The 12,209-nt window shown below is 24.7% G+C and carries 13 protein-coding genes; 9 read left to right on the top strand and 4 right to left on the bottom strand.

The annotated features are described in order from the left end of the window. Nucleotides 1-418 precede the first annotated feature (418 nt). The 7 genes from H9660_RS14670 (at nucleotide 419) to H9660_RS14640 (ending at nucleotide 5,630) form a co-directional block, all read left to right on the top strand. Nucleotides 419-979 carry a hypothetical protein gene (locus H9660_RS14670; protein WP_191751130.1) on the top strand — a complete coding sequence of 187 codons (561 nt, stop codon included), beginning with the start codon at nucleotides 419-421 and terminating at the stop codon, nucleotides 977-979. Then, nucleotides 972-2,084 carry a hypothetical protein gene (locus tag H9660_RS14665; protein ID WP_191751129.1) on the top strand — a complete coding sequence of 371 codons (1,113 nt, stop codon included), beginning with the start codon at nucleotides 972-974 and terminating at the stop codon, nucleotides 2,082-2,084. The genes H9660_RS14670 and H9660_RS14665 overlap by 8 nt, the downstream gene beginning before the upstream one ends. A 20-nt stretch (nucleotides 2,085-2,104) precedes the next feature. Continuing rightward, the gene (locus tag H9660_RS14660; protein ID WP_191751128.1) at nucleotides 2,105-2,503 is read left to right on the top strand and encodes a hypothetical protein; all 399 of its coding nucleotides are present in this window, start codon (nucleotides 2,105-2,107) and stop codon (nucleotides 2,501-2,503) included. Between the two features lie 95 nt (nucleotides 2,504-2,598). Then, nucleotides 2,599-2,790, top strand: coding sequence for a plasmid mobilization protein (locus H9660_RS14655; protein ID WP_191751127.1), 192 nt, complete (start codon nucleotides 2,599-2,601; stop codon nucleotides 2,788-2,790). 400 nt (nucleotides 2,791-3,190) lie between these two features. Then, the gene (locus H9660_RS14650; protein ID WP_191751126.1) at nucleotides 3,191-3,826 is read left to right on the top strand and encodes a PBECR4 domain-containing protein; all 636 of its coding nucleotides are present in this window, start codon (nucleotides 3,191-3,193) and stop codon (nucleotides 3,824-3,826) included. Nucleotides 3,827-4,078: 252 nt separating this feature from the next. Beyond that, nucleotides 4,079-5,041 carry a coiled-coil domain-containing protein gene (locus tag H9660_RS14645; protein WP_191751125.1) on the top strand — a complete coding sequence of 321 codons (963 nt, stop codon included), beginning with the start codon at nucleotides 4,079-4,081 and terminating at the stop codon, nucleotides 5,039-5,041. Nucleotides 5,042-5,231: 190 nt separating this feature from the next. Then, nucleotides 5,232-5,630 (top strand): sigma-70 RNA polymerase sigma factor region 4 domain-containing protein, encoded by a 399-nt coding sequence (locus H9660_RS14640; RefSeq protein ID WP_191751124.1) that lies wholly within the window; start codon nucleotides 5,232-5,234, stop codon nucleotides 5,628-5,630. Between the two features lie 115 nt (nucleotides 5,631-5,745). Here the strand turns inward: H9660_RS14640 and H9660_RS14635 are convergent, their stop codons facing one another. The 4 genes from H9660_RS14635 to H9660_RS14620 form a co-directional block, all read right to left on the bottom strand. After that, nucleotides 5,746-6,447 (bottom strand): hypothetical protein, encoded by a 702-nt coding sequence (locus H9660_RS14635; RefSeq protein ID WP_191751123.1) that lies wholly within the window; start codon nucleotides 6,445-6,447, stop codon nucleotides 5,746-5,748. Nucleotides 6,448-6,457: 10 nt separating this feature from the next. Further along, on the bottom strand, nucleotides 6,458-7,093 hold the full coding sequence (locus H9660_RS14630; RefSeq protein ID WP_191751122.1) for an ABC transporter ATP-binding protein: 636 nt from the start codon (nucleotides 7,091-7,093) through the stop codon (nucleotides 6,458-6,460). 1,482 nt (nucleotides 7,094-8,575) lie between these two features. After that, nucleotides 8,576-9,388 carry a hypothetical protein gene (locus H9660_RS14625; protein ID WP_191751121.1) on the bottom strand — a complete coding sequence of 271 codons (813 nt, stop codon included), beginning with the start codon at nucleotides 9,386-9,388 and terminating at the stop codon, nucleotides 8,576-8,578. An 86-nt stretch (nucleotides 9,389-9,474) separates the two neighbouring features. Further along, entirely contained in the window at nucleotides 9,475-9,876 is a 402-nt protein-coding gene (locus H9660_RS14620; protein WP_191751120.1) for a hypothetical protein, read from the bottom strand. Between the two features lie 1,463 nt (nucleotides 9,877-11,339). Between H9660_RS14620 and H9660_RS14615 the strand changes: the two genes are divergently transcribed. Then, a complete protein-coding gene (locus tag H9660_RS14615; protein ID WP_191751119.1) occupies nucleotides 11,340-11,699 on the top strand; it encodes an RNase H1/viroplasmin domain-containing protein in 360 nt (119 codons plus the stop codon). A 94-nt stretch (nucleotides 11,700-11,793) separates the two neighbouring features. After that, on the top strand, nucleotides 11,794-12,209 hold a 416-nt coding region (locus tag H9660_RS14610; RefSeq protein ID WP_191751118.1), incomplete at its 3' end, for a hypothetical protein.

Genomic DNA, 12,209 nt, shown 5'->3' with positions numbered 1-12,209 from the left:
AAAAACCGTAAAAAATTGTGGCTCGCCACAATTTATTTACTTTTTCTAGGTTTAAGACTAATTTGCCCTGTGGGACTAGTGCGACTTACAGTCGCAGCTCCTAACGGAGCATTAGCTAAAGCTAATCAATATAAAATCAACCTGCGGTTAATTTTATTATAGTTTTAAAAATAACTTATAAACTATTTTTAAAGGTGATATAATTAAAGTAATTAAATAAAATAACTGGTTCTAAACCAGCAGTAAGAAAATTTATAAAATATGAAACTTAACATAGATAGTTTTATATTTTTTGTAGGAAAGTAATGTTAAGAATATTAATGTACAACTGTACTTATATATTCAACGGCATTACTTTTTTTATTTTTAATTATAAAAAACTATTAAATTTACAAAAGTGAAGAAAGGAGGTCCTTAATTGGCGCGTGGCCGAAAATCTGAAAAGATAAAAAGAATAACAAAAAGTGATGGAGAAACTATGAAGTCAATTGCTCATACTGGATTAATAACTAGATCTAATGCTAAGAAGTATTTTAATTTAAATGATAAAAGGGTAGAGCTTTTAAAGAAAAATAGTTACTTGATTGAACATACCAACAATACAAAGAAAGGGTTACAAACTTATTATACTCTGGGTAAGGCTGGAGTTGATTTTATAAAGAGTAAAACTGATATTGATTTCTTGTATAGAGGAAATAAAAATCAAATAGATCATGATATTAAATTGAATCAGGCATATTGTCAAATGACTCATGAGCAACGCCAGGGATGGTTAAATGAAAATCAAATTATACATAGGTGGGATACTTTATCGCCTGATACAAAGCATGTAACAGGGGTTGATGCAATAGTTGTTACTGCCGAAGGAATTGTTGCTATAGAAGTTATAACTAGAAATTATGGGGAAGTAGAGATACAGGAAAAGCAAGATGCTGCTAATGCACTTGGATGTAATAGGATGGTGATGATTAATGCGTAAAGGTGTTATAGAATATGATAAAGAAGATCTAAAGGTAATAGTTGATAATAATAAGTTAAATATAAGTGTTTTAGATTATATAGAAATTGAACATAAGTATGAGTGGTACTTAAAAGCTGTTAGATTTTTTGGGAACTTTGCAACATTTGAGCATATCGCAGTAATGTTAAGTGAAAAGTATAGTAGAACTAAAGTGTTTAATGATCTCAATAGTATGTGTGAGATGCATCTTTTGAGGAAAGAAGAATTAGGAAATTATGTTTACTTTGTTTTAACTAAGAAAGCACAGATTTATTTAAAGAAAAGAAATAATATTGGATATATTCCTAATCCTTCAGATAAAGCTGTTAAAAGCAATCTTTTATTAGGAGATTATCTACTAAATAATAAATTAAATATTACAACAAATGTGAGGAGTGATTATAAAAATGAAATAATAGGGGTTATAAATAATTTTACTGATTATGAAGAATATATAAAAAAATGCTATAAATTTTTATATGTTGAAATTGCCAAAATAACTGGAGTAAAGGTACAAGCTTTTAATAAGCAGGTTGATTTAATTATTAAAAAAGATGAGTTTGTTGAGTGTAATGGTAAGGTAAGACTTGTAAAGTATTATGATATTTTAAGTAAGTTAATGTTAAAGAATATATATTTAATAAATTTTGATAGTAAAGATGAACTTCTTACAATTACATTTTTAATACAAGATATAGATAGAAAGTTTTTATGGTATAAGAATGAAATATTAAATATAGAGAATTTATTAAAAGAGCTTTACTTTAATCCAATAAAACAAGGCATTAAATATAATTTAATAATACAGACAGATAGTATTGAAAATAAAAAGAATTTAGTTAAGGTAAAAGACTTCTTTTATGATTTGAAGAAAAGAAAAGAGAATTATATTAAGAAAATGACTTTACGTGGGTTTAATCATGCTACTTTAATAGAACATTATTTTGATTATATTAAAAGTTATCCTTGGGCATTAAATGACATAAGTATAGTTGAGTATAATACTGTTAGATTTTTTGAAACTAGAAGTGATAAGATTAATACTATAGATCCAAAACAAATAAATATATTAGATTTTAATTAGGTAAAATGGAGAGAGTATATATGGTACAGGAATATTTAGTAATAAATAAAAAAAAGAGAAGAAGTTTATTTACCCAATTCACTTATACAGGGAAAGAAGTAATTAAAGTAATTAAAAAGAAAAAAATTAAAGAAATAGAAGTTATATATAAGATGAATATAAAACCAATAGATTCAAAGTCAATGCATTATAAATTTTGCATTCTACTTGAATCTAAAGAGCTTAAAATTGTAGAGCTAGTAATAAAAGATTTAAAAATAGATACACCATTAACTGAAGATGCTATATGGAAAATTAATAATTTAAAGAAGTTCTCAATAGATTATGCTGATTTTGTGAAAGCTGAATACGAAAGATATTTTAAAAAATATAAATTAAAAGATATGAAAATAGAATGTATTGATGGGTTTGAAGAGTAATTAGTAAAATTTTTATATAATATATATTTAGACAGCTTTAGACCTTCCATTTGTGGTACTATGTGGACACAAAGTACCACAAAAAGGAGAAAAAAATGGTTAAAGATGATATTTTAAAAGTAAGATTAACTAAAGAAGAAAAGCAACAGATTCGTTATTTTGCTAAAAGGAAGGGCCTAAATATGAGTGAGTATATTAAGCTCTGTATTATGAAAGTTGAAAATAATAATATGGATATTGATAAAGAGTGGGGGTTAGATGAAAAAAAGGTACTATTTCGTAACTAACATTGCGAAATAGTACCTTTTTTTTATTTTGTTTAGAAATAATAAACAGTTAACTACTATTTTTCTATTATATCATAGCTTATAAATGGCTTAAAACCGTAATTTTTTATATCTTCGTGAAAATTGAATTTAGCGAAATCATTTTAAAATAGTGTGTAAATAAGAAAAAAATAAGGTAATAATAAAAAAACATATGTATTTTTTATTATTATAGTGCTATAATAATAATGTAATCACATTTGTGACCAACGAGTAAAGGAAACAACCTCGTTGTACGAGCTCAGTATTCAAAGGGAGCATTTGACCTGGTTAGGGTAGTGGATACTAACCTGTTGTTTCATATTTTGAATGATAAGTCTTAACTGAGGTTAAGACTTTTTTTGTTTATATGGGGGAGAGCATGACTAAGGAAGATTTAATTGATTTGGATAGAATTCCAGATATTGATGAATGTAGCTTAAAAGCAATACAAGAGTTTCATGACGAAAATCTGGCTAAGAACATATATGGATATAAGCTTAATAATGGTTTTGAATTAAAGATACGATTTTATAAAGAGAATTTGCCACATTTATTGGGGATTCAAAAGGTTGTTAAAGATAAAAGAATGAAAAAGTTATATCAAGGTAAAAATGGATATGATGGAATTGTAAATCGGAGTATAACAATTGAAAAATTAAAGCAATTAGATAATCAGTTAAAAGATAAGGACAAGCAGTTAAATGCTATAGCACCTAAAATTACTTGCTTTCATTTAATTCCTAAATTATTATCAAGTTGCCAAGTTATAAAGTTTTATCCTGAAAGAGTTAAGGGAAAATGTTCATTAAAATCTGAATTTATATTATTCGATGAGAAATTAGGAATTAAATTACATTTAGGAGTTTTAAAAAGCTCTGATAATTCCAATGTATATGTTCCGGAAAGTTTTATTCCTAAAGGAACTAGGGATAGAGATCGTGATAGATTAACACATACAACACCAAAACAAGAATTTAAGACTATTGAAGAGAGATATATAATACCAATAGATTAAGTTAATTAATGATTTAAAATATGGATAAATTTGAAGAAGTTTAATTTAGAGTAGTTTAAAAGTCAATGATAATAAATCGTTGGCTTTTTTTATTCACTAAAGATTGATTTAGTTAAATTATTAAAATTAAATAGAAAAATAAGATTGACTTTGTTAGAAAATTACATTAAAATTTATGTATAACATATGAAATACATTGTAATACATGACAAATACAAAGTGAAAATTATTTTTGAAAGGAATTGAGAAAAAATGAGTAATGAAATTAAAGCAGTATCCTTTAGATTAGCTGAGGATGATATCCAAAAGTTTAGAGAATTTGCTGATGAACAAGGGTTAAACCAAGCTGAAATGTTTCAAAGTTTAATGAATAGCTTTGAGATGGCTAAAGCAAAAGGTATGATTACAGATAGAGCTAAAGAAATAGAAGTATTTCAAGATACAGTTAATACCTTAATGAATATGTTTATTAATTCATTAGCTATAAACCAAACTAGTGAAGAAAGAATAAGAGAAACTTTAAGTTTAGAATTAAATACTAAAGATAAAACCATAGCAGATCTACAAAGTCGTGAAAAAGATTTAAAAAGTGAGTTTGAAAGAATTGATAAAGACTTAGATAAATCTTTAAAGACAGGAAATGAATTAGCTGTAAATTTAGAAAATGCTAATAAAGAAATAGAGCAAAAAAATAATATAATAAATAATCAGCAAGAACAAATAAATACTTTAAATTCAATAGTTACTGAATATAAATCATATAAAGATATAAATAAGGAATTAGAGTTAAGAAATATTGAGTTAAATAATAAACTTACAGATACACTACATAGTAATTCAGATCTTCAATCTAAGATTGAAAACTTAGAAAATATAAAAGAGTTCTATAAATCAGAAGTAGAATCATTAAAAAATGAAATTAAAGAAGTAAATAAAAATATTAAAGATATAGAAAAGTCTTATAAGGATGAAATTAAAGACTTAAATAACTCTCGTAGAGAAGAATTAAATGTTTTAGATGATAAATATAAATCAGAGATAGAAGAGCTTAAGAAAGAGCTTACAGAAAAGTTTAATGAGGATATGAAGAATAAAATAGAGTTTGAAAAATCTAAATACCAATTAGAATTAGATAAAGCAATTAGTAAAGAGCAATTACTTAAAGTTAAATATGATAACTTAAAAGAAAAATATGATAATTTAAGCAATAAATAAGGACTTGGGAAACCAAGTCCTTATTCGTTAAAAGATTTTTAGTGAAATATTCAATAATAAATAAATAAATAAATAAATAAATAAATAAATAAATAAATAAATAAATAAAATTTTCATAAATTAATTATTGAAACGAAAAGGGAACTATGTTATTATTTGTTCATAAATTAATTTATGAAGGGGTATATAAATGAATGAGATTCAAAAATTAAAAGATGAAAATAAAAAGCTTTTAGAAAAAATAACTGAACTAGAAAATTCGTTGCATAATTCAGCTTATTACAAAGAAGGAGATTATGCAGTAGAAGCAGTTAAGAGAGGAAAAATAATAGAAGAGCAAGAAAAAGAAATTCAAAAATTAAAAAGTGAAATTCAAAAGTTAAAAAATGAAAATAAGATATTGAAAAATAATAAAGCAGTATCAGATAAAAAAATACATAATGAACGTGGAGCTGGAAGGAAAGAAAGATTTTCAGACCAAGAAAAAGAAATGATGAAAATGTATAGGATACAAGGCAAAACTATTAAAGAAATAGCAGAGATATACTCTTGCTCCGTAGGATTAATTCACAAAATAATAAATGAATAATATTTAAATAAATCAAAGCTCTATTTTCATAATTTAAATTATGAAAATAGAGCTTTGATATTATGTTTTTAATTACGCAAAAATTTCAGTTTAATGAAAGTGAAGATAAATATATTTATTTATTATATTTATCTAATATAATATTTTTAGCAAGTAAATAATTAGCTAGATCTTCTTTATTTGAAAAAATCCAATCTTTATCTTTAATATCATCAAATGTAGTAGTAGTAGTAGATTCATCGAAAATTACATAATTGATATCATCGTCAATACTAAATTTACTAAGGCTTATATTATTATATTTATATTTATTTAAATATTTTTTTGAGACTTCGTTAGTACTAGGGTCGGTTATATTATTTAATAATAGAATATTATGGTGATTTGGTTTTAATAAATTATATCCATTAGTTAAAGAGATATTTCCTTTTATTTCATTAGATGTTTGATTAGGGTTTTTAAAATCTATTATATTGAATGGTTCATATAAATAGATATATTTGTCTTTGATATTACCTTTATAAACAGATAATACTTTAATTTCACTTTCTACAGAGCCATATATTATTTTTCGATTTCCAGTAAATTCACCTTTAATTATAAGATCTGAATTTTGATCAACTAAATTTATATTATTTATGGGATTCTTTAAGTTACTTCCGTAGATATCTAAAGAATATTCTATACTATATTTACTTTTATCAATATTGGATATATCCAAATCATATATTGATTTTCTGGTGAAATATCCTATAAAAAGTGATAAAAGTATAACTAAAAAAAAGATAGCGATATATATATTATTGAGTCTCTTCATATAAACTCCTTTAAATATTAATTATTTTTCCTGAATCTAGTTTAAATTTGATATCACAAAGATTATCTATATCATCTTTATTATGACTAGCTATTAAAATAAGAGCACCACGTTTTTTTTCTAATTTTATTAAATTACGTACTATTTCAATAGACTCTTCATCTAAAGCATTAGTAGGTTCATCTAATATAATAATATCTGGTTTTTCCATTAAAGCTTGAGCTAAAGCAAGTTTTTGCTTCATACCTAAGGAGAATTTTTTAAATGGTTTATTGTCTGTTGGATCTAAAGTTACATCCTTCAATACAGTTTCAATTTCATTATCACCAATTATATTTTTTATAGAAGCTAAAGTTTTTAGGTTTTCAAATGCTGAGTAGTTGTCCCAAAATCCGGGAGTCTCGATTATGACACCACAAGAAGGTGGGAACGTAATATCTTTACCTAAAGTCATATTATTAATTAATATTTTTCCGTAGGTTGGTTTTATTAATCCACATATAGCTCTGAAAAGCATTGTTTTTCCTGAACCATTTCTTCCTAAGAATCCATAAATATTTCCACTTTGTAAATTTAAATTGATATTATCAAGAACAATATTATTTCTAATTTTTTTAGTTAAATTTTTGATAATTATTTGAGACATAGATACACCTACCTTTATAAAATTTCCATTGAACTTATTTTTTTTATAGATATAAATAATAGTAAAGATAATATAAAGAAAGAATATAAAAATGAATACAAAGGATTAAAAGTATGAATAAAATTTTTGAAAATTTCTCTGTTTATAAAACAATAGTTTTGTAATAGAATCATATTTTGAGAAAAAGGTAAATATTTTATGAAATCATATAAACTATTTATATAGAAAAAGTTAACAAGATAAGTGTTAATAATTAATATAGAAATAGTAAATATATATGAGTAGACTTCTTTTATAAATAGAGATACTGTATTACAAAAAATTATAATTATATAACTTGTTAGAACAGTTGAAAAAAATACAACTAATAAACTAAAAAATGAATTTGTAGAAAAAATGAATTTTAATTTATTAATATACGCTATTATAAAAATAAAAATAAATTGAAATAAATAATAAAACAATAAATTTTTAAAAATATCAGTATAGTTTTTTAGTAACCATAATTTACGGTTATTGGTTCTGGTAAATATGTAACAACCATTTTGAGAAATTTCGTTCGTAATATATTTAGAAAAAAAATATATACCCCAAAATAGATGAATAGTTGATACTATAATTTGATATATAATTTGATGTTCATATATAGGCAAGTAACTGAAATATAATAAATATAAATCAGAAGTACTATAATTATTTTGAGATATATTTAAAAATGATATTGATAACAATATCAATAAACTGCCTATAAATACTTCATGCAATTTTAGTTTCATAAATTAATCACCACCTTCTTTTTCATTTTTAAAAGGTTTTTTAGCATATAAAACTGCTATTAAAACAAGAAGTAATATATATAAATTTATTTGAATAAGACATTGCCTTAATGAAATTTTATTTTTAAAAAATATTAAGTCAATAGGAGTAAAATAATCACGCCTAAATGAATTTAAAAAGAATGTAGGTATATATATAATTAAAAAGATTAAAGAGCTAGAAAAAATATGTTTAAAATTTATAAAAAATATATTTATATATAAAAAATTTATTATTAATAAGGATGATATTTGAATAAATAAATATATAACTAGTAAAAAAAGCTCTTTATAAAACATTTCTTTTGAAATGAAGAAAAAAATAATAGGAAGAATATTTATCATAAATACAAAAAAAATAGTAATAAAAAAACTGTTCAATAAAAAGTCTTTTTTTATTGAACTTATATAGGGATATCGAATAAAAATAAAAGGCTTATCAAAATATTTCGTTAAAAGTGTTAACAATAATAAATAAATTAAAAGTATGAAACCTTTATCAAAGAATACTTTTAAAGTATATATATAGATATCTATAGAATTATTTATTATAATAACGCCTTTATTAAAATAATAGATTTGACCTATATATATAATTAGTAATAAAATGTATATTTTTTTCTGCTTAATAACATTATAGTAATGTAAAGTCATATTAACCTCTCTTTTAAATAGTATCTTTTTTTAATCCTAAGATAAAAATAATTGTAATTGTTAAAATCCATATAGATATTAATATAAAAAATCCGCTTAATGTTCCTGGTCCACCCTGTTGATACATTTGTATAGAGAAATTATTATATAAATTTAGTCTAGCCAAAATGAGTTCTAATGCTAAATTAAATATAGTTGTACCTATGATAATGAAGACGCTTCTAAATTTTAAAATAATAGTTAAAGAAAAAGTAAATGCTGCTAAAATAGCGGCATATAAAGAGTTTATTAAAATCAATATAAAATTAAATAAATAAGGATTAGATATTTTTATATTAGCTAAAAAGATATTAGCATTATAAGAAGATTTTAAATCATAGAACATAGAACCACCAGTAAATGACCCTTTGTTAGCAAAGGTGAAAAATGATAATAATTCAGTTACGGACATAATAATAAAAACACTAAAAAATGCAACTATTGAAACAGTTAATATTTTAGAAAGTAGATATCTTTTCCTGCCACATCTAGTTATTATAGCTGTATTGATTTTTTTCTTTAATTCAAATTCATAGGAATCAGAATATATAAAGCATACCAAAAGAGGCATAATAGTTAGAAATAAAAAAAATCCATATTTTATAGCACTATTTGATATAAATCCAGTTTTATATGCTGGAGGAACAAATATACTATTATAACCGTAATAATAATTGCAAGTTAAAATGAAAGTAAAAATTGAAATAAGACTTAAAATAAAAAAGTTAATTTTAAATTTATAACTATTTAAACAATTTTTAATCTCTAGTTTTAAAATATTATACATAAAAAAATCCTTCCTTATATTCTTCCATTTGAATATAGTAAAAATAAGGTTTATTTTGTAAACCTTATTTTTATTTATATTTTTAATTATTCGTAATCAACTACTCCATCAACGTATCCTGTAACTGAAGAGTTATAGGTATTTTCCATGCCTACTCTGACACTAGTACCAACCCCATAATTACTATAATAATACATTGGAGTGAAATAAGAAGATGGTGATAGTGTATATAATGGTGTAATTTGACCAGCACTATCTATCCATAAATCCACACTGGAAATGTTAGATAATTTTGTAACTTTGGAATAAGAATGTGTATTTCCAGTTTGTTTTGTTTGGTAAGGAGTATAATTATTTGCTAAATTTGGATAGATAGTATATCCATAAAATGGTCTATCTGGAGTTGTTGGATCACAAGCGAGTGCGACACTTGTATTAATAATTATAACTCCTAAGATAGAAAGAGCTAATAAAGATAATTTTTTCATTTTCTAACCTCCTAAATTATAAAGTATATTCAAATATATATTAACATGAATTTATTACAAAATAAACAATAAATAATAATATAATACTTATTTGTAAAAAAAAGTATTATATTAAGTTAATATTAAAATATATATTTGAATTGAAAAAAGTAAAGCGAACGGAACTTAGATTAAAAAATTCTGTAGACTTAATAAGAATACCTAAAATTGACCATCTTTTTAAAATTACATATTATTTTATATATTTTAGAAAATAAATGCATTAATAAAACCAGAGCTTATAGTTGCAAATATAATGGCTTACTCTAAAATGGAATTTAGTTTTGCATTAAATGGAAAAGTTTTGTTTGATTAATAAAATCGGAAAATATAAATTAATTTTTTAAATTTATGTTGCATTATGTAAATTAAGCTAGTAAAATTAAGATAAAATTGGAAATTTACATTTAAAATGTTTAAAATTGAATATAGAAAAGCACCCCTCAAAATGAGAAGTGCTTTACGAACTTCGGTTCTTTAAATTGTTTGGCGACAATTTAAAGTAACTCAAGGTATTAACAGTACCAAGAAGATAAGGACAAGCCCAACCAAAAGTCTATTCGATTTATACATAGAGTATAAAATAAAAGAAGAAACTTTTCAAGTGGTAAATATGAAATTGTTACTTAACCTCTAGGTATTAACCTAGAGGTTTTATTATTTTACAGAATAAAAAATTAGACAAGCATTGAGCATAAACTTAAAATTTATGCAGTTGCCCTATGACTTACAGATGGGAGCTTCGAGTAATTTTTGTTGAGATAACAATAAATTATTAGGGGAGTCTTGCGAAGACTATAAAGATTTGCTTATTGAAAGATAAGCATACAGAAAGCACAACTGATGCAAAATAGTGCCTACCAACAGTATGCCTAGTCCCTATTTTTAGGCGTTGGTGTTGAGAGTGACGACAACTTAAAGGTCGGGTGTGGGAGTTCTAGGATCGTAGGCGATCGGGAACCATGAGCAGATATTTCATAAGCATTAGGATAGAACCGTAATGTAGAAAGCTTGTGGGTGTAAATACACGTAACAAATAGGGTGCAGATAGTGAAGGCGACCGAGGTTATACCTTGTATTCTAAATTCGAAAATCTTGATGTAGTTATTTCCTTACTGATAGTCATAAGTATTTTTATGTCTATTAGTAAGGGAATAACTGCGTCCTTTTCTGGCTCCCTCAGTTGCCCTTGTATTCTATGCCTTCGGCGTCGGATTGCAAGGGAGTACCCCATTTTGTAGACCAACTGGAGTCGATTGGGTTCGCGGAGCTTGTCGGAGCGGTTCCTATCGATGGAAGGCGGTAGCCAAGGAGGGTGAATGTCGCAGACAGAGGGAACCTAGTGGGTTCCCTAAGAGAAGGACTTTCAAATTTGATAAAGAATTACTTAAGTAACTAATCTTAAATAGAAAGTAGGTTATCTTATGGGTAAGAAGAAAGCTAAAGCAAAATTTTATGCTATAAAAGATGGTATAGGAGTTAAAGATATTATAGTTACTTCCTGGGATGAATGTTCTAAGCTTGTATTAGGTTATAATGCAGTATATAAAAGCTTTAGAACAGAAGAAGAAGCTAAGAAGTATTTAGGAAGTGTAGATGTAGAGAAGGTAAAAGAACAGGCTAAAAAGGGTATGGAAGATAGAAAGATTAAAAAGGAAACCACAAGATCAATTAGTATTAGATTACCTAAAGAAATGTATAATGACTTTGAAGAGAAATGCAGCAGCTTAAATTTAGATAAAGATAAGGCTATTTTTATGCTTCTTGATGAATGGTTAAATTAAAAGGATATTAGGGTTTTATTTATAATAAATTAAGTGTATAGTTAAGGGGTTAATTAATAGTTAATTAACTATTAAAAGTGAGGTGTTATAAGGATTGTACGATATTAATAAAGTTTCAGAGTTAACAGGGGTTAGTAAAGTAACAATATATAAAAAGATAAAGAAACTTAAGGAATTAGAACCATTTATAGTCCGTAAGGATGATAAAACTTATATTTTAGAAGGTGGATTACAGTTAATTAAGGGGCAGTTAACTGTTAACAATAAGGTTAACTCAGAAGTGGAATCGGAAGTTGCAATCGAAGGTGTATCAACGGAGTTAACTATTAATAAAGAGTTAATTAACCTATTAACTGAACAATTGAAAGAAAAGGATATTCAGCTTAAGGAGAAAGATAAACAAATAGCTGAATTACATAAATTAATAGAAAATAGTCAGGTGCTCTTAAAAGAAGAACAAAAAAAATCAGAGCAGCAGCTATATTTAGAAGAACATTTTGAAGAAGTAGA

Source organism: Clostridium gallinarum (assembly GCF_014836325.1).
Lineage (GTDB): Bacteria > Bacillota > Clostridia > Clostridiales > Clostridiaceae > Clostridium > Clostridium gallinarum.
The sequence above is the reverse complement of the archived record's forward strand: the minus strand, read 5'-3'. Positions and strand labels throughout refer to the sequence as shown.